This is a genomic window from Xanthocytophaga agilis (genome assembly GCF_030068605.1).
Classification (GTDB): domain Bacteria; phylum Bacteroidota; class Bacteroidia; order Cytophagales; family 172606-1; genus Xanthocytophaga; species Xanthocytophaga agilis.
The window spans coordinates 201,410-220,572 of the sequence record NZ_JASJOU010000017.1 but is presented as its reverse complement, the minus strand read 5'-3'; the positions used below and the strand labels follow the sequence as shown (position 1 = coordinate 220,572).

The following is a 19,163-nucleotide window of genomic DNA, read 5'->3' as shown; positions in this document are numbered from 1 at the left end:
AACCACAGGCAACAACCACAGGCAACAACCACAGGCAACAACCACAGGCAACAACCACAGGCAACAACCACAGGCAACAACCACAGGCAACAACCACAGGCAACAACCACAGGCAACAACCACAGGCAACAACCACAGGCAACAACCTAACAGGTCAGACAGAAGGCAATGTTACCTGGCCATCGCTTCAGGTAGGACTGGCTATGACTCCTCGTAACAATACAGCCAATCAGGTTCCTAAAGCCTATCTGAGATCTGAGCAAATAGTACAGCAATCAGGGTATGTGAGAGTCTTTGTGGTTAGTGAGTCCAATGTTAATACCTGGTTTGATGAACTCGCCATTACTCATGTAGAATCACCGATTGTACAGGAAAATCATTATGATCCGTGGGGATTGAATCTGGTGGGTATCGAAGTAGAGAATAATCCCAATGACAAGTTTCAGTACAATGGGGAAGAGAAGCAGGAAGAGCTTGGTTTAAACTGGATGGACTACGGTTTTAGAAATTATGATGCGCAATTGGGACGGTGGCATGCGGTTGATCCGGTATCAGATTGGGCTGAAAGTCTTACTCCATACTGTTATGGTCTTAATAATCCCGTCAATAATATTGATTTATTGGGCTTATGGGAAACTACTGATGGAGGATATACAACCAACAAAAAAGAAGATATTGAGCGTTTTATGACTTATCTTCAATCTGAATCTATAGGCAGTAATAACGAGACATCGCCTTCTACTGAACAAATGGAACAGTTTGTTGAAAATGAAATGGTAAATAAAGCTACTCAGTTGATTAATGGACAAATGTTTCTATCAACTGTTAATGTACAGGGTTATCGTGATGGACGTGGTACTCGTTGGTATACAGATCGGCCCTCACTTGATAATGCATGGCATCAAGTCCAGGGAACTTTAACACCAGATGCTTTAGATCCAAGAATGGTTGGGCAAAATCTGTTGGTTTTGGTTATCCGGGCGGCGATAATCCTAAAACATATAGTGGAAAAGATGATTTTTCATATGTTCCAGATGACTTATGTAAATCCTGCAACTGGTGAACAAGTAACAAATAAACCAGATACTAAATAGTCTAGATATGACGTTGAAAGAAGCCTTAATACGATCTTATTTAGTTGCGTTTCTATATGTAGGTTTTGCGACTTTTGCTGTACTCAATTCTTATGGAAGTAGCCCTTTTTATGGGGAATGGGTTTTGTTTGGGCTAGTTATTACATTACCTGTTAGCATTATCAGCTTTGGTATAATGTATGCTAGCAAAGAAGCCTACTTAGTTGTAATTGCCATACAACTTATTATGTTTCTGATTACAGGTTTTTTAATTTTTTTCGTATTCTATCGTCATAAGTTAAGATGAGTTGATACTAAATTTTAATCTGTTGTGTTAGAAATTTTGCATTCTTATCTATTTGAAATTAACTAAAGATTATCTGGTTTCTTTTAGCATAGGATTTTCTCTATTTACATGAAGAAATATCTTTGCGAACAAAGAATTATACTTTGTTTATAAAGGTTAAAGTAAGCTATAGTATAGCAACTTTCGGTAGCAAACACACGTATTCCGTATGCATCTGAGCTAGACCATTCTTCCTTACAATAAGCAAGGCAGTATATTTAAGCTAACTAACAACTACGGCCTGAGTCGAATGCTTACTAAGAAATAGATATTCTCGAACAGGAATCTGGAATTACAGGCTTTTGTGCACCATCGTATAATACTAGATTGTATGGAGATCCTGAATCCACTGAGTCATTGGCAGCATATGTAGGTAGTGGAAAGAGTAATTAACAGAGATAAAAGTATGAATACTATTTGTAAAGCCTCACCGCCATGTGAGATTTTCTATTTTTAGGGGGCGTAATCCTGATTTTCATGTAAATAATGGTCAGGTGTATTTTGATAACTTTGAGATCAAGTACGAAGAGAGGCTTATTGTACATGAATGCCATTATGATCCGTGGGGACTCAACAGTTGGTTTAGGTTATAATAAGAAAGAAGATATTACAGAGAATCACCTACATGAAGAACAGGGACAAAATAAACGAGGTGCATATTAGTTATGAGAACATTATTTAGAATATTACCGATTTTTATATTGCTGTATGGGGCGTCCTCCTGTAAGGAACAAATGAATACAAACGATGAGCAAATGAATAAAGATATTGCTCTTGATAAGTTGATTGTACTGATAAAATCTGTTCCTGGAGGAAGCCGGGCACACATTATAACTTTATCAAAAGATGGACGATTAAGTTATAAAATAGGCTCGATAGAGGACTTGTCGGCATTTAATGAAAATAAAATTGAGATTGATAAGTCCTATAAAAAAATACGTAAGCAATTAACAAATGTTGAAATACAGGAAATTAAAGGTTATTTATCCGCAGACAAGGCTATGATTTATAATGATACAAAAACAGTAAAGGATAACTTCCAATATCTATTATTTGTGAATGGAGATAAAAAAGCATTTGTATACGAGAAAAATTTTGATGATTATCCTGAAAATTTTAGAAAAATAATTACTTTTTTACTTGAAAAGACGGGAACACTTTATAAGATACCGGAAATGTCATAATTCAAAGTCTCCAAAAACTTTCAAAGCTCGATTTTTCGAGCTTTTTTACTTATAAAATACTCTGATTTTTTCTATTAAAGATAAAAGTATCAATCACAAAGAAGAGATGTAAGCGTTTATCTTCTGCAAATTTGAATACCTCCAAGATATGTTTTTGTGTGGTTTTATCTATTTGTAAATCAGCTTTACCATTCAGAAATCAAGGTAAAGATACTCGGGTGATAATCCCACCCAAAGCTGATCGAATTCACCTCAAAGACTATGACCAGAATCAGTATAAAGATCAAAATAAAATGTCAGTTTCTTAAAGATATTTCGACACATTTCCACTTGTTATGATAAAACTGTTGTTTCTTTTTTAGCTCATGTACACCTAGCCTATCCTTTAATCTAATTCAGATAATTGTCAAAATGCGCTAACTTGTGGCTATGCCTCAAGCAGGGTCAGAACCGGTAGGCTATCTGAATATCTTGGTTTACAATAAAGACTATACGTTGATTTCAAGTAAGATTCGTCAAGTTACACAGGCAGCATCTGAATGCTGGGAAGAGTTGTATTTATCTCATGTAGCCATAGAAGACGGCTATGTACAAATCCTACTAGCCAATGAAAGTGAAAAAGCGGTTTGGTTTGATGATATCAAAGTTAACCATAGCAGAGATCTAATTGTCCAGGAGAATCACTATGATCCGTGGGGATTGAATCTGGCTGGTATTGAAACGCAGAGTAATCCCAATGACAAGTTTCAGTACAATGGAAAGGAGAAGCAGGAAGAGTTTGGGCTGGATTGGATAGATTATGGAACCAGAATGTATGATGCGCAGTTGGGTAGATGACATACTGTCGATCCACTGGCTGAGAAGATGCGTAGACATTCACCTTATAACTATGCATTTGATAATCCGTTGCGTTTCATTGATCCAGATGGAATGGTGCCTAAAGATCAACATCCTAAAATACCACTAAAATGCATTATTTAGGGAGTAAAGTTTCATATATTCTTTTGTTTGTACCCAGTGCTTTATTTCTAGTAGCTGGCTTAGGATTTATTTGCGATGCATTCATTGGTAGTAAAGCTCATGAAAACGCAGTAATAAGTATAGTAGGGTGCCTATTTATTTTATTTGCATTCCTATACTCAAAGTTAAATCTTATATCCTATGACAAAAATGGAATTTATATAAAAAGCGTCTTCTACAAGAAACACTATAAATTGGAAAATTTCCTTCTTATCAAGCCTGCAAATAAGAATATACCACTTTTGATAAATATCTATAAAATTGTTTTTATCGATGGTAGGTCATTTTATTTTGCGATTTCTCCCTCCAGAGATTTTTCTATGTTAGATCCAGTATCTAAGGCAAACCAAATGGCACAAAAGTTAAATACATTTGTTCAGGATAATAAAATCTGAAGTTGTATTGATCAACCCAAATTTGATAAAACAATCTTTATTTAGGTGTGGGCTTCCCTATAAAGGGAGCCAGTAAAAATAAAGATAAAGAATCATTTGACCCCACTCACTCTACCCTCCCGAAAGGACATGTCTTTCAGGAGGGTAGAACGGATTTTCTCAAAATCAATCAGAATTGCGGCGACTAGCCATTCCATGAATTTTGAGGCGGATGTATTCATCAAATTCTTTTGGACTATATCCTTTTTTACGGGCTTCTTTGATAAAGTCGGCAGTTACTCCATGTATTTTGGCTTCGAGCACTTTGTCAAATTCCAGGTTTTTAAAACCGACGTCAGCCAGGTCCTTCAGATAGCTGGCATTTACACCATGTATCTTGGCATCTAATACCTTGTCCAGCTCCAGATTCTTAAAACCCGCATTGTTCAGATCTTTGATAAAGTCTGAGTTGATACCATGAATCTTGATCTCAATCATCTTATTCAGGCTCATGTCACCATACCCTAATGCATGAATATTCTTAGCTTCTTCGGCGTTGATACCATGGATTTTAGCCTCCATAATTTTGTCTAGCTCCAGGTTCTTAAATCCAGCTTTGCCCAAATCGCTAATGTATTCGGCATTGATGCCATGAATCTTTAACTCTATCATTTTACGCAAACTCAGATCTCCAAATCCCAACGCACGGATGTCTTTGGCAGAAGCCGCATCAATGCCGTGAATTTTAGCTTCCAGTATTTGTTCAACAGGCAGATCTGCAAATCCTGCAGCTTTGAGGCCATCAATGTATTTACGGGTTACCCCATGAATTTTTAACTCCATGATTTTGCGCATGCTCAGGTCTTTGTAGCCAGCCTCCTGCAACTCCTGAATGTATTCTTGTGTAACTCCATGAATACGGGCTTCAATCACTTCACGCATGGATGGTTTTTTCTGCGCGTATTTATCGAACATACTCAGATAGAGCTGATAGTCGGTCTGGGTAATGCCATGAATAGCAAGTTCCTGTATCCGCTCTCCATCAATATCCTGGTAGTTAGCTTTCAGGAAGGCAACATACTTGCGATCTACATTGCCCATAAACAGATGGAATAAGAAGTTTTTGTCGGTATTGGTAATATCATTCTTCTCCAGATAAGACTCAAAACCTGCATCTTTGGCAAAAGTATATTTGCCCTGGCTTACTTCCTGATCCAATGCACCCTGCAAGGTCATGGTACCGGCATCACGTGTGAGCGTAAAGGAATCGCTGGCTTTCTTGACAAACAAACTCTTGTCAAAACACTCCGACATATTCCAGTAGGAAGTTCGGGTATTGTTGCCACCCTTGAATTCAATGCAATATTCTTTGTCAACCTGACGTCCGTACCAATACCCGGTCGACATATCTACATCACTTCTGAAGTTAAATGAGAAGTTGGTTTTGGTATTTATGTTAACCGAAAGGTTCGGATTCGCATTCACCTCTGGAGTTGCTGTGGGAGTAATAACAGCAGAAACACGAGGAGTAGGTGTGGCAGTGATGACAGGTGTCGGGGTTGGAGTCACAACTGGTGCAGTTATAACAGGTGTTTGCTGGTCTCTGGCTCCAACATAACCAATCAGGGCAGTAGCCTGGCTCTCGATGGGTTTGTTAATCACTAACAAAACGCCAAAAAATAGAGGAAGCATAAAGGCATATTTCCAGTAATTGTGCATAGTTGACTTTTTCGCGTTAATCATACGAATTCGTTGTTTGAGTAAAGACTGATTATAGTTTGTAGTTATAGTTAGCGGTTTATGCGGGGCTGCAATTTGTAACAAGCTCCACTGGTAGGTTTCTTTGTCCACTTCATGACCACGAAGCAATAGATCATCGGTCTGGTATTCAATGTTTTTCTCCATCTCCTGTTTGAGCAGCCACATAATGGGGTTAAACCACAGTACAATTCCTACCAGTTCGGCCAAGAGTAGATCCCAGGTATGGCGTAACCGTACGTGGATTTTCTCATGTGAAATGATTTGTTCATACGTCTCAAAATCATAGGCATCGGGATGGATAAAAATGTACCGAAAGAATGAATGGGGTGCTTTTAGCTGGGGCAAATTCACGATGGTGTACCCTGTGTCTGATATGGTATCATGGCTGGTATAGATTTTCAACCATACACTGCCCAACTGAAACAACAGGTTTAGGGTAAATATGCCTACCCCAAACAGGTAAAGTACCAGTAGCCAGAAAGTCCAGCTTTTAGGTGCTGTAGGTGTCTCTTCCTGTGAGGATTGAGCAGAAAGGGCAGTAGCTTCTTTCGCTGTTTGTGGAGACGACACTTCCTTCTGCATTTCATGAGGCGTTTCTTTGGGCAATGCCTGTTGGCTGGGTGATGTAACCAAGGCAGAAGTACCCTCAGACTGCTCCGTTACTTCGTTAGCTGAAAAAATAGTGGAAAGATAGCCCTGGTGAGTAACCAATGGCGGCAATGAAACAAAGGGCAAAACGAAAGCCAGCAACAACACTGCCCAGAAATACATACGATTGACAGCAAAAAAGCTTTCGCGTTGCAAGACAGCCTTGTAAAACAACCAGGCAATGCCCAGAATAAAGGATGATTTAACCAGGAGTGCAATCATAGGTGGATGTAGGTTAAGGTTTTTTCTGGTCTTTGATCATACGTACTATTTCATCCAGGTCGTCGTCAGACAGGTTTTCCTCCTTGGCAAAGTGAGTGAGCATCTTGCTGAACGATCCTCCAAAATACTTTTTCTGGATTGATTCCACGTCCTGCTTACGGTAGTCTTCCAGCGAAATAAGTGGCTCATACCGGTAGGTATTACCAAATTTTTCAGCACTGAGAAACCCTTTGTCCTGGAGTATCTTCACCATTGTGGCAATGGTGTTGTAATGTGGCTTGGGTTCTGGCAAATGCTCGATGATCTCCTTTACAAAGGCTTTTTCGAGATTCCAGATTACCTGCATAATTTGCTCTTCGCGTTTTGCTAATATCTGCATATTCGTATTGTTTTTACAATACTACTAATCGATTAGGACTAATCCTAATAAATTAGTAAATAAAACTAATGGATTAGGAGTTTATTTTTTGATTAGAGTTTTTTATTTAGATGTTTACTGGGGTAATATATTGATTTTTAGTGATTTGTGTTGAATTTTAGTCTCGATGGTGAGAGATTTTCTTTTTGATTTCAGAAGGATACTTTATATGACTTTGGCTTCCATTGATAATTTGTTTTAATTTTCAGTAACCAGAAAATACAACATGAACAAAGAAGAAATACTTCAGCAAATAACCTGGGATTCCTACGGTATAGGTAAGATTACGTTATTCGTTCCCTTATTCGGACAATCACTCCCCTTTGTATTTTTTGCTGAAAATGCCGATTCCCCAACCATTACAGATAAGATGGTAGCCTGTGTGGAAGATGTCCTTACACTTAGACCTGCTGCAATCCAACATGTAAAGGAACTACTTTGGGAAGAATGCTTATTTGCTTTTCAGGTCGCAGACTATGGTGTAGACATTCTTGATGGAGAAACGGCACTGCAAGCACATTTACGGGAATTCGAAGTTGCCAATGCAGAAGATGCTTACCAAAAAAGTGAAGTGGAAGAAATTCATATCAGTCATGAGAACGAGGTGTTCAAGGGACAGTATGCAGAAATAAAAATCAATACAGCTTCTGATAATTATATTAGTGTAATTGTGAAAAACGGACAGATTATTGATTTTGACGACGATGGTACATACGTAAGCTGGTTTGAGCAGGATGAACAGTATGCCCATAAAAAACGGAGTAAAACACTTGGAGATTGACAATCCTTATGTGATTACATGGGGCTATATCTGGTAACGTAGTTATCTAAGTATAACCGAGTTTGTGTTGAGCGAAAAAAAATAAGTATAGATGAGGACAATCGATATAAAGCGGCAGTTTTTAAACTCACTAAAACGTGGGACAGGCGAAGCCTATCTGATACTGAAAAAGAATCCGGAAATTGACTTTTCAGATCAAATCATAAAAGGTGCTTTGAATATTTATGCTTATGACGGACAATCTGAAGGAGATAGGGCACAATACATTTTTGACATAATCTCCATTTCAAAACAAAAAGACAAAATTCGCAAAGCTGTTTTGCAGGGTTTGGCAACAGAACAAAACGATACATGGAATCTAACTCATTTGTTTGCTCTCACAAAACTGTATGCTCAACAGAATGATACAGAAGCGAAACAGGCAATCTATAACAGGTTTTTAAATCACCCAATAGAAGGCTCTGATTGGGTTGGAGAGTCAGAAATAGTGGAACTTGATGGGCTAAACGGATTATTTTATGTGTCGGAAAAGTATGGCAGGTATATTGAACAAAATCCTGGCGATTGGCAGGACGGTTCGGTTATCAGGCATTTTCAAGAAGAGCATATGGATATAAATGTGTATGAAGAACTTAATGATAGAGCCAGGTCAAACAAGTATATTCAGATCTGTCTTGACAACATAGAGCAAACGAAAGCAATACGGGAAAAGAATAAAACAGAACCTGTACCCTACAAAGATATAGTGGATGAAGTCCTTACCAGCAAACCATTTATTTCAGTTAGAAGGAAAAGAAACCTTACAGAAAATGAAGTAAATCAGATAGCAAAACGACTAATTGAGGAAACTGACAAATCAAATATCGAAAGACTTTTAGACATTTTTGATTCTCATAAATTTCCCTACAATAGCAACATAATGTTGAACTTTGCCAAACAGAAACGTACACGTAAAAAAAGTATAGTTGATAATGCTGTTAACGCATTAAAATATCTGAAAAGCCAAAGTATTAGAGAGTTTGCTCTGGACAAAGTCCAAACCACTAAAAACCCGATTGATTTTTTAGAAATTCTGATTTCCAATTACAAAAGTGGTGACGCTAAACTGTTAAGTGAAATTGCAAATAAGACAAACAGTGAGTATAAGATAGAACAACTGGCAGGAATATATACAGATATTTACAAAGCTAATCAGACAAAGGAATGCAAAGAGCCTCTTGAAATTTTGTATAGCAAAATGAATTGTGCTATTCATCGAAACGGAATAGTAAAAATATTGATTGAAAACGAAGTTCTTTCAGATAAAATCAGAGAGGAAATTAAATACGATTGTGATTTAGACACGAGAAAGCTAAGTGAAAAGATAAAAAATGGTAGGGACAAGTCTAGCTGAGTATGGATGATATTTCCTTAAATTTGTCCGTAAAAAGGTAGTTTCAGTAGATAGGAAAACTACTACGAATTGTTTGCAGTGAACCAGATATGATTGTTAAGCTGACAACTAATAAGGCAGTGGTTACCTACTCAAAAATGCCGAGAAAGACGAATAGCTCAGGGCAATCAATAAGACTGAGGATAGGTAAAATTATTCTCAAAAAAACATAGGAGAAATACCTCAAAAATGTTTTTGCTCCTGAGTCTAAAACATCTACCAATCCGGTTCTGAGTGAGAAAAAGAGGTTCTTACATATATTACTGCAGAATTTACCTCACCTGAAATTGCCGACAAACTTTTTATGAGTCAATATACTGTAAACCACATCCCAAAAACCTAATTTCGAAGCTAGGTGTCAAGAACGTAGCCGAACTGGTAAAATATGCTTTTTAAAAAGGCCTGGCATAGCAACCTTACCAGTTGAATAGATAGTGTATGATACTAAACCTGTGTGTAAAGAAACAAAAGCTATATGCTATATCAGGTGAAACGTTGGACGACTTCTCTGTAACTGATCAACTAGTATATAGAAATGCCACTCACTCTTATACTTCAGGTGCTTGTTTGATCAACTGAATGTCAAAATGTAGTTTTATTTCTTCACCCACTACCAGGCTACCTGCTTCTGTTAGCAAATGAAAGGTAAGCCCAAAATCTTTTCGGTTAATTTTACCATTGCCTTCGAAGCCTGCTCTTGTATCGCCAAACCTACCTGTTCCTGTGCCTGTATGTTCTATTTCGATTGTTACGGGTTGAGTAATGCCTTTAATCGTCAATTCGCCCACTAGTTGGGAGGTAGGCTGGTTTTTTCTAATAAAGCCATTAAACAGGATTTCCGGAAATTGTTCTACATCCAGAAACAGAGTTGACTTTAGATGGGTATCCCGTTCGGAATTATTGGTGTTAATGCTGGAGGTTAGTAGCTGAAAAGAGACCTGTGCATTCTGAAATTTGTCAGTTTCGGCTTGTACCTCTCCTGAAAATAACTTAAAAGTGCCCGATACATTAGAGATGGCAAGATGTTTTACTTTGAATTGAATCTCTGAATGAGCAACGTCAATCGTCCATTTGGATGTTGTTAGTACTGTCATCGTTTTGCTTTGTTTGTTTTTACAAAACTAGACACAGTCAACAACCTGTTTTTTACCCTATGGTAAAAAATTACCTTTGGGCCCGAATTCTACTTAACGACTGCTGGGTTATACCCAGGTATCTGGCCATATCACCAAGGCTAATGCGGTGAATAAGGTGATTGTTTTCTTTTACAAACTGGTGATAACGTGTAGTAGCGTTTTCCTCCAGCATTTCACTGATTCGTTTGGTCATTTTGACTGTTGCTCTGGAAACCAGCTTTCGGAAAAATGTTTCCAGAGAATGGTGTTTATGACAGAGCATTTCCATGGAATCATATGAAATCAGTGTTAGTGTGGTTGGTTCCAGTGCAATCATCTCAAAATTGGAGGGTGTTTGAGTAAGAAAGCTTTCAAAGACGCTAAACATCACATTTTCAGAAAAAAAACGCATGATGAACTCTTTGTCTTGTTTGAAAGAACAGATTTTGGTAAGTCCGGAATTGATAAAAAACAGATGCCGGCATACTTCGCCATTGTAAACGATGGTATCGCCCTTCTGGAATATTCTTGTCTTTGTATGGGGTATCAAATCGTTGACAGCAGCTTCATCCAAAGGAGAAAAATCATTGCAAAAAGTAAAAAAGTCAGCCATAAACCAATAGAAAAGCTTCTTTGGATAAAATGCAAAGAAAAGATAGGAAGGTTGCAAATCTAACGGGTATAATTATCACATAGAAAATGGATGGGTAGTAAAAATTGTGACGTTGTTGTGAAAGCAACGAACAATGTCTTAAAGCAATATCTCTGTCAGCACAATTCTTGCCAACAAAACTTGTTACATTTACCTGGTAATAAATCATGCAATTGGTGTCTTTTCTATATATCCCATGAAAAATATCTTGATTTTGTAGATAAGGCTACCTTCAAAGAAGAATATAAGTCTGAATTGTTGGCTGCTTATCCCAATTATGGCGGAGACCGTCTTATAGATATTTATCTGGCCTATTATCTGAAAAAAGACTGACCAGTTAAATAATAGAAAAAAGAGTGTGTTTTTTTGAGACACACTCTTTTATTACTTGCTTGTGAAAGTGCTATACTTTCTCTTATCAAGGTGCTTTGTTTATTTATCAAACTTCCGCTGACGTTTTTCCGTTTCTGTGGGGAAGTCGTCTGGAATCGGAATGTCTACTTTTCCGGTAGCTGCCCACTGACTACCTCGTTGAAGGCAAGTGATAAAACCTACACACTCTGCTGAGTAGTCAGCATGACCCAATGTCATATGGAAGATGCGTCCTTTTCCATAGTGAATGGTTATCAACGTGGGTTCGTTACGATCCGTACCATTGTTGCTTTTGGGTGAAAATGCCGTAGCCAGTATCTGCATGTTTTTAGCCGGGCCCCGTAACCGGTCATAGAGTTCATCCTTGTTGTGTAACCATTTTTTGGGCATTCCTTTGGTAATGGGATGGGTTGTATCACGAAGTGTAATCAGAAAGTCAAACTGAGAACCATGTGAACCGGCTTTGCCTGGTTGTGTATCCTTAACCAGCTTATCATTCTGATCATAGTAAACATACGGACCATCTTTTTCAGTACGATCTCCCCAGCCTCCCAGACCGATCATCTGATTATAGGCAGGCCATTCCGGAAAGGAGTTATCCGCTGCATGAATGACTACCAAACCCCCTCCGTTTTTCATGTACTTTTCAAAGTTTGCCTGAGTTTTGGTTGTCCATGGAGCTGCATTCCATCCGAAATTGCAGATGATGAGGTCATACGTAGAAAAGTCAGGGTGAAACGTTGAATCTACTTTGGACTGAGCTAGTGCCTGTGTTTGTCGCAGACCTTTGATGGGATAGGCTTCTATATATTTATCTCCCTGCCAGGTAAATTGTGTGCGTTGCACATCTACAGAAAACTTTCCGGTTTGTTCCAGGTATTGTTTCATCATGGCAGTAATCTTGGGCCATTGTTCATGGTTATTTTGCCCATCTACAATAAGAGCACGTATCCGGGAAGATTGTGCGAACGCTGGCACGCAACAAATAGCCAGACAAAATATGATCAGAAAAGAAAAATGTTTTTTGGTAAGCATAACGATTTCAATATAGATTCAGGTGTTTTTGACCTTAGTGGTAGTCTGGATTATTTTTAAAGAAGTGAAAAGATAGAGGTATTTACTCTGAAATACCAATTTTTGGAATAGTCTGACTAACATAAAGCTACCTATCTTAAAAGATACTGATTTGATTTTACATACCGATTCTTTTTTGGATATGATTTGATGTATGGCACGTTCTTTTTTTAACTAAGTTTTTCACTAATGTCTGAAAATTATGAGACACTCAGAAGAATATTTAACACCTCAGCAAGTGGAACGTATCCTTTATAAAGAAGATATAAAGTTAGCTTTGCGTAACTATCTGACATATTTGTTGGAATACAAGCAGCTTCCCAGAGAGGAAAATTCACTGGAACTCATACGTAAACAGTTTTTTCTGGAAAATAGGGTAGACGTAGCCAAGACCCTGTTTTCCACAACTCTCATGACGCATCACTCGCTGCATTTACAAAATGTACATGGGGAAGACTCGCAGGAACAGCATGCAGACCAAAAACTTATCTCGACTTTGGAAAACTTATCCGTCTCCAATCTGGAACGTTTACTGTCTATGGTTGATAATATGGAAGAAGTTAATCGTTGATAGCCTGAAGATTATTAACGATTAACTTGTGTCCTGTAAAACTGCAATTATTGCTCTAGGGTAACTCGAGCTGGATTTGTGTGCTCTCCCAATTGCCACCATGTGCTGGCACCATTTGTGGAGTTCTGCCCACAACTGGCGTAAAAAGCATACTGGCAGAGCCTTTGGCTTCTGCAGGTTTAAGACCAAAGGCAGGATAGTAGCCTGCATAGGTACCCACTTCACGCATTTTTAACTCTCGGCCATCTGTAAGCTTTGCCTTGATGATATATTTTCCTACAGGTATATTGACAATGGTCAACTTGGAATATCCAATCTTTTTGTAAATCCTGAAAGACTTGTTTTCTCCATACAAGCCTGGTTCTTCAGGGATAAGATGAAGCTCAATTTCGCCATCTTCAGGCAAGTAGTTAGGAATAGTATGATCCCAATCTACCTGATAATCCAAACTAATTGCGCCTCCATAATAATGGGTGGAATTGCCTGGCTGTTGAAGAGCGTCATCTTTGTCGCCTATACCATAAGACTCAAGAACAAAATTTTCTACACTCCCTGTTTCTGAGGCAAACCCTGATATATTGTCATCTGCTGGATGTAAACCTACCACTGCTCTTCCTTCGCCATAATCGATGGTATAGCCTGTTGCATAATACTGCACGGCTCCGATAGGAAGATTTATTTCATAATACCCTTTTTCATTTGTTTCGGCAGAAGCCCCACTATAAGAGCCACCAATTACAGTCACCCGCACTCCTATATAGGCTCCCTTTATCGGTTTCCCACTCAAATCTGCCACATACCCACGAAGTACCCCTTTTTTAACGGATAGTGAAGGGAAATTTGGAGTTCGGGGCTGAACATTGCCCATTACATTTACATAAAATTCGTTTCCACTCAGACGAAAAGTAGCCTCTCCATTTACGACAGGAAGCGGGGGCTGGCTACCCCAGTCAGGGTTTTTCGAATCATCAGGACTAGTGGTGTCAGAGTCTTTTTTGCAGCTACACGCAAATAAGGTGAATACTAAGGAAGTTGCAAGTAATACTTTGGTTGTCATAGTCATAGTATTTAATATAAGTTGATAATAGATGTTTGCGACAATGCAGATTCGTCTGGTAGGTAACCAGGATTGAAAAGATCTATGCATTTACTACAAGTGCTTACTTTAGGGTAATACACTATCCCTGTCAAATCATTTACAAAGCATAGTCTGATTTAGGTAGAAAATTAGGTTTGATAGCCTTCCACTCAAGTGTGATTCCAAACTCAGGAATGTTGCCATCTGCATATTCTATTTCTGATCGGTCCAATCCTTTCCCCTCTACTTTTCCGGCTTTAATTGTAAAGTCCTGGTCAAACTGAAAATTGAATAGCAGAAAACTCTTTCCGGGGTTTTCCAGTGTCATATTATCGTAGGCTTTATCAGAGGTGCCACTGGATGAACTACAGGCCCAATCATTGTATACTGAATTCTGGGAGGGCTTTACAGCAATAAAGTTCAATCCACTTAGTTCGAATCCGTTTGTTTTTTCTGTACTAATAAGTAAAACCCCTTCCTGATTAGGTTTATTTATATCATAAAGTCCAATCTCTCCCTGTTGGGATATCCAGTTGGCATAATAAGTATAGGTGCAATTTTCGTCTTTATTTACATACTTTGCAGACCCACCAAACTTATATATAGCTTTACTATCCCTTGCAGGACCTGTAAAAGGGGAAGCGTCTATTTTCTCAGGTTTTAATCCTGCTCCTTTCCTGTACTGAGCTATGTCTCTTCTCAAATGGATCTTCAGAGTTACTTCTTCCATATAGGACCCCGCTGAGGGTCGTTTGTATAGCAATTCTCCTCTCCATTCGGTGAGTATTCTTGGGCGACTTTCATTCCCTTTTACCTTCACGATTACCTCTCCGGCAGAGCCTTTACCTGAAGATTTGATCTTGCATTTGATCATCTGTGGTGTCCATTCTAATATCTCTGTTGTTTCCCCATCAATGGTTACAAATCGTTTGCCAGCCCCGGGATCTTCACCAAAAAGGCCATAAATAAACAGCCAGTCGAAATACTCATATACCTGCATATAGGAAATGGAAGGCCTGAGTACAATATCTTTATTGGGACCTTCCTGGTATTTTAGAAAGGCTACCTGATAAGGCCTTGATGAATAGGGTGTTGATTCGACAAGGTTTCTCTTGACCATATCCTTATATACAGAAGGAAAGTCGAAAGACCTTTGTTTGGGTGTTTCATGAGGGATCACAGGATATCCTTGTAAATTCACTCCCAGTAATCGGTCAAATACAAAGGAAGTTGCTTTGTGTGCATCATCATCTCCTACGTTATCAGACCATCCGATCACAGTACCTGTTCCCTGCGACTTGCTATGAAATGCCCACCAGTAATCTTTTACTCTAAAACTCTGACACAAATCAAGATAGATCAGGCTGTTTTTAGGGAAAGACATGTATTTATCAACGAACTTAGCTGTAATCGCAAAATGGGTTTCAGCTACTTTTTTTCCATTTTCATGTCTGTCATAGGCATCCATATAAACCAGTTCCCCTGCTTTGATTTCTTTCCTGTATTTCTTTTCTAAGTCTACGGTCACCTTTTCTGTAGTCCATGAGCCATAAATAGAATCTTTTGGATTGTCTTTAAATCTTCCCATTCCACCATGTGAACAGTAATAAAATACCCCGGCATCCTTGATGTCTTTCAGGTTGTTGATTGTCGCATCAACAATAGTGGCTTTGTACCCTGTCTTTTGTTTTTCAAAATCGAAAAGGAATTTATAAAAAGGAGTTCCGATATACGAACTCTTAAAATAGTTACCTACCCCTTTGAATATATATACATTGCTACTTTCAGGAATAGCCGGATATTCATAGGCTGTTGTTCTTTGGCTAGAGGAGGTTTGTTTCAGCTTACCATAGTCAGGTTCAGGGATATCTTTATCTGTGTTCCTGTTATTGACCATCATATAGATAGCTCCATCGGTGAATTGAGCTATGATGTTGTCAGAGGTTTCATCATACTCCACCTTTTTGAATTCGGGGATCTTTTTCAGATGAGCCACAATCGCACTTTGTGCCTTGGCTCTATCGTTCCAGGAGAGGTCATTTAAAAAGACATTGATAGATTCAAAGATTTCTACCCTTCGTTCTGCCAAAATGGTATCTCCATTGGTAGTATCTGGTTCTTCATCTGGGGGCGTATTATTTTTTAGTACATCATCTTTTTTGCAGTTCATCAGGCAGAACAACAAAAGGAGTAAGCCTAATAGGGATACATAGTTTTTCATAGTAGTCATAGAAATCCAGTAAGCGGATTGTAAAATGTGGATGGATTGTAGAAGAGAAATAAGTTTTCTGCAAAAATCCTCTTCCGTTTTGACGTAATTATGCTGCAATGTAGAGTAGAAATGTATATGCATTATTGGTGCAAAACCTTCTGTAGACAGACAACCGGATTAATCGTTGAACTACAGAAAGTGAGGGCGAATGACTAGAAAAGAAGGATTCATTCGTATAATAGGTAATAATGTGTTGTCTGTCGACTGAAACTGTTTTATGTCTGTTTAGATTGTCTAGAAAGATCGTACACTGTAAATTTGAAACAAGGCATACTGTCCCCAGTTATCTTTTCGCGTTATTGATGTGCTATGCGTTCTCTTCTTCATTTCAAATGGAAGCAAGTACTTCCGGATATTATATTCTGGTTGGCAGCAACCTTAATCCTAACTCTTTTTTACAGGCCTACTTTGCCCAGCTACGAATTTGCGTTTACACTTGTGTTGCTGGTGATGCCCATTAATATTCTGTATTATTATGTAGTAGTGAAATGGTTGCTTCCACGATTTCTCTATAAGAAAAGGTACGGGTGGCTTAATGTGAGTATACTATGCATAGGTCTGATAGCTGCCTTACTCTTTCGTCTCAATGAAATTTTGTTGTTATATCCACTGATCAGTGATGCCTATACAAAAGCAGGATGGACCTTATCCTATAAAATTCATGATCCCTTTCTGGCTCAGTTAACTGATCCGGTTTACATAGTCAATGCCATTGAACAAAGCAATAGTATTGTCTGGATTGCCCTTGGTATTACATTTTTCCGGATGTGGTTTGAGAGGCGTCAGGCAGCGATGGAAGCAGAACTCAATTTACTAAAAGCACAAGTACATCCTCATTTTTTGTTTAATACCCTCAATAACCTCTATTCACTTACACTGCAAAATTCACCTCAATCGCCTGCTATAGTATTAGGATTGTCAACCATCTTGCGGTATATGTTGTATGAGTGCAATGTCGAGTTCATATCGCTTGCCAAAGAAGTACGGATTCTGGAGAGTTATATGGAACTGGAGAAGATTCGCTACAAAGAAAGGCTGGACCTTAACTTCACCTGCAAAGGCGATTTATTCAGTCAGGAGATTGCTCCACTTCTATTAATGCCTCTAGTTGAAAATGCTTTTAAACACGGTGCAAGTCAGGAGATGGCACAAGCCTGGATTAATATTGATCTTCAGATAAAAAGCAGCAAGCTGAAGTTTAAGGTATCTAACAGTATACCTGACCAAGACTTAGTAAGAAGTATTGAGTCTAACGATATACTTACTGAGAAGGATGGGATAGGCTTAGCAAATATCCAAAGAAGACTGGATATCATTTATCCGGCTGCTCATAGGCTTCGTATATTTGAGGAGGAAGATATGTTTCTGGCTATTCTGGAAGTGGAGCTGGATAGACGAGTGGGTATATAAAAGGCAGGCTAGACCCGATGAATCACAGTATTTGTGTTAAATTTACTGTTTTGTAAATTCACTACTACAAGAAGAGTTAATGAATGAAGCAACTATAAAATTAAAGGTGCTATTAGTAGACGATGAACCTTATGCCTTGGACATTCTTGAAACTTATCTTCAAGGTCTTGCCGAAATGGAAATAATAGGCAGATGTTCCAATGCATTGGAGGCTTTTCAGATTTTACAACGAACCTCTGTTGATCTATTATTTTTAGATATACGGATGCCAGGATTACAAGGTACCGAGCTAATCAAAAGCCTTAAATGCCCTCCTAAAGTTATTTTTACTACCGCTTTTGAAAATTATGCCCTGGAAGGTTTTGAATTAAATGCAGTAGACTATCTGTTGAAACCTGTTTCCTTTCCCCGCTTTCTAAAAGCAATAGACAAAGTATTTGCTCTGTTGCATACTCGAAACACCCATACAGGTGATCATATAACAGAGCCTTCCCTTTCTGTTCAGGAAGTCTTTCTGTACCTGAAAGTAGAAAGAAAAACGGTAAAGCTTAACGTGTCCGATATTCTATGGATAGAGAGTGAAGGCGATTATGTGAAAGTAAAGTTGAAAGAGAGGGTAGTAGTCTCAAAATATAAAATCAGTTTACTGGAAGAGCTTTTACCGGAAGATCAGTTTATAAGGATACACAGATCCTATATGGTATCTATTGCAAAGATTGATAGCTTCCATGCTAATTTCGTGGAAATCGGAGGGGCAAAATTGCCAATTGGCAGAAGCTATAAGGAAGAATGCAGCATTCGGTTTAAGACCGGTTTTTAATAAAGAAACTAGGAAGCCACTCCTGTATTGGTGCAAAGAAAAAATGTAATCAGTTGTGGGAATTAACAGTAGTTTGTGCCTTTGAACCTGTAAACACTACTACTCAAGCTTTAGTTCCCATAAAGATTAATAATGAAATTATTTTGCATTTTTTTTCTGATCAGAAGAGTATACCTTATTAATAATCTAGTAGTAGGAGAGGGTGTTAAGTATGATAGTTTGATTTGCAGTAATAAGAAGCATGAGTCATCCCGAATATTGGATATGAGTAAAACCCAAGCCTATACTTTTGAAAGTGTGGGCTTAGAGTAATTTTTACGAAAGCTCTCTTTCTTTGTTTATAGTCACTTTTATCACTCTTCTTGAGGCTCCTTCCTTTTTTGCTTGCCCAAAAAAGGACAACAAATGAGAATTTGTTGGGCCAGGATGTGTGCTAGCCGCAAAAAAGGGCACTTTTCTCTGATCCTTCCCCTCACTGGCCAAAGGCCAACATCGCGCAGAAAAGACTCTCTACGCACCTACACCACCTTCCGCGATTGA

18 protein-coding genes and 1 pseudogene are annotated in these 19,163 nt (G+C 38.4%); 12 read left to right on the top strand and 7 right to left on the bottom strand.

All coding sequences use genetic code 11. From position 1 onward, the window contains the following. The 5 genes from QNI22_RS33875 to QNI22_RS33855 form a co-directional block, all read left to right on the top strand. Positions 1–1,094: RHS repeat-associated core domain-containing protein (locus tag QNI22_RS33875; protein WP_314518053.1), on the top strand; the 1,094-nt coding region annotated here is incomplete at its 5' end. Between the two features lie 835 nt (positions 1,095–1,929). Next, positions 1,930–2,082, top strand: a complete 153-nt coding sequence (locus tag QNI22_RS33870) for a hypothetical protein (protein WP_314518051.1) — start codon at positions 1,930–1,932, stop codon at positions 2,080–2,082. Between the two features lie 71 nt (positions 2,083–2,153). After that, positions 2,154–2,603, top strand: a complete 450-nt coding sequence (locus QNI22_RS33865; RefSeq protein ID WP_314518049.1) for a hypothetical protein — start codon at positions 2,154–2,156, stop codon at positions 2,601–2,603. Between the two features lie 429 nt (positions 2,604–3,032). Further along, positions 3,033–3,440: a hypothetical protein gene (locus tag QNI22_RS33860; protein WP_314518048.1), complete on the top strand. Its 408-nt coding sequence runs from the start codon at positions 3,033–3,035 to the stop codon at positions 3,438–3,440. Between the two features lie 131 nt (positions 3,441–3,571). Further along, positions 3,572–4,018: a hypothetical protein gene (locus QNI22_RS33855; RefSeq protein WP_314518046.1), complete on the top strand. Its 447-nt coding sequence runs from the start codon at positions 3,572–3,574 to the stop codon at positions 4,016–4,018. Between the two features lie 165 nt (positions 4,019–4,183). On the opposite strand, the gene QNI22_RS33850 is transcribed toward QNI22_RS33855, so the two are convergent. Together QNI22_RS33850 and QNI22_RS33845 are read right to left on the bottom strand one after the other, a co-directional pair. After that, a complete protein-coding gene (locus QNI22_RS33850) occupies positions 4,184–6,628 on the bottom strand; it encodes a M56 family metallopeptidase (RefSeq protein ID WP_314518043.1) in 2,445 nt (814 codons plus the stop codon). A gap of 13 nt (positions 6,629–6,641) precedes the next feature. Further along, complete coding sequence (locus tag QNI22_RS33845; protein WP_314004700.1) at positions 6,642–7,007, bottom strand: BlaI/MecI/CopY family transcriptional regulator; 366 nt, start codon at positions 7,005–7,007, stop codon at positions 6,642–6,644. 265 nt (positions 7,008–7,272) lie between these two features. Between QNI22_RS33845 and QNI22_RS33840 the strand changes: the two genes are divergently transcribed. The 3 genes and pseudogenes from QNI22_RS33840 to QNI22_RS40410 all read left to right on the top strand — a co-directional run. After that, a complete protein-coding gene (locus tag QNI22_RS33840) occupies positions 7,273–7,827 on the top strand; it encodes a hypothetical protein (protein WP_314518039.1) in 555 nt (184 codons plus the stop codon). A gap of 91 nt (positions 7,828–7,918) precedes the next feature. Beyond that, positions 7,919–9,220, top strand: a complete 1,302-nt coding sequence (locus QNI22_RS33835; protein ID WP_314518037.1) for a hypothetical protein — start codon at positions 7,919–7,921, stop codon at positions 9,218–9,220. 289 nt (positions 9,221–9,509) lie between these two features. Next, a pseudogene (locus QNI22_RS40410) lies at positions 9,510–9,602 on the top strand (hypothetical protein); the annotation flags it as partial. A 205-nt stretch (positions 9,603–9,807) separates the two neighbouring features. Here the strand turns inward: QNI22_RS40410 and QNI22_RS33830 are convergent. Both QNI22_RS33830 and QNI22_RS33825 read right to left on the bottom strand, forming a co-directional pair. Beyond that, positions 9,808–10,353, bottom strand: a complete 546-nt coding sequence (locus QNI22_RS33830) for a YceI family protein (protein ID WP_314518036.1) — start codon at positions 10,351–10,353, stop codon at positions 9,808–9,810. Between the two features lie 70 nt (positions 10,354–10,423). Then, positions 10,424–11,044, bottom strand: coding sequence for a Crp/Fnr family transcriptional regulator (locus QNI22_RS33825; RefSeq protein WP_314518034.1), 621 nt, complete (start codon positions 11,042–11,044; stop codon positions 10,424–10,426). A 123-nt stretch (positions 11,045–11,167) separates the two neighbouring features. Here QNI22_RS33825 and QNI22_RS33820 point away from each other — a divergent pair, with 123 nt between their 5' ends. Further along, a complete protein-coding gene (locus QNI22_RS33820; RefSeq protein ID WP_314518031.1) occupies positions 11,168–11,359 on the top strand; it encodes a hypothetical protein in 192 nt (63 codons plus the stop codon). Positions 11,360–11,458: 99 nt separating this feature from the next. Here the strand turns inward: QNI22_RS33820 and QNI22_RS33815 are convergent, their stop codons facing one another. After that, positions 11,459–12,433, bottom strand: coding sequence for a ThuA domain-containing protein (locus QNI22_RS33815; protein ID WP_314518029.1), 975 nt, complete (start codon positions 12,431–12,433; stop codon positions 11,459–11,461). Between the two features lie 241 nt (positions 12,434–12,674). Between QNI22_RS33815 and QNI22_RS33810 the strand changes: the two genes are divergently transcribed. Beyond that, the gene (locus QNI22_RS33810; protein ID WP_314518026.1) at positions 12,675–13,043 is read left to right on the top strand and encodes a hypothetical protein; all 369 of its coding nucleotides are present in this window, start codon (positions 12,675–12,677) and stop codon (positions 13,041–13,043) included. Between the two features lie 55 nt (positions 13,044–13,098). Here QNI22_RS33810 and QNI22_RS33805 read toward each other — a convergent pair whose 3' ends face one another. Together QNI22_RS33805 and QNI22_RS33800 are read right to left on the bottom strand one after the other, a co-directional pair. Then, positions 13,099–14,100 (bottom strand): carboxypeptidase-like regulatory domain-containing protein, encoded by a 1,002-nt coding sequence (locus QNI22_RS33805; RefSeq protein WP_314518024.1) that lies wholly within the window; start codon positions 14,098–14,100, stop codon positions 13,099–13,101. A 139-nt stretch (positions 14,101–14,239) separates the two neighbouring features. Then, positions 14,240–16,342 carry an IPT/TIG domain-containing protein gene (locus QNI22_RS33800; RefSeq protein ID WP_314518021.1) on the bottom strand — a complete coding sequence of 701 codons (2,103 nt, stop codon included), beginning with the start codon at positions 16,340–16,342 and terminating at the stop codon, positions 14,240–14,242. A gap of 360 nt (positions 16,343–16,702) precedes the next feature. On the opposite strand from QNI22_RS33800, the gene QNI22_RS33795 reads away from it, so the two are divergent. Next, complete coding sequence (locus tag QNI22_RS33795) at positions 16,703–17,803, top strand: sensor histidine kinase (RefSeq protein WP_314518019.1); 1,101 nt, start codon at positions 16,703–16,705, stop codon at positions 17,801–17,803. A gap of 79 nt (positions 17,804–17,882) precedes the next feature. Next, positions 17,883–18,623: a LytR/AlgR family response regulator transcription factor gene (locus QNI22_RS33790; protein WP_314518017.1), complete on the top strand. Its 741-nt coding sequence runs from the start codon at positions 17,883–17,885 to the stop codon at positions 18,621–18,623. Positions 18,624–19,163 lie beyond the last annotated feature (540 nt).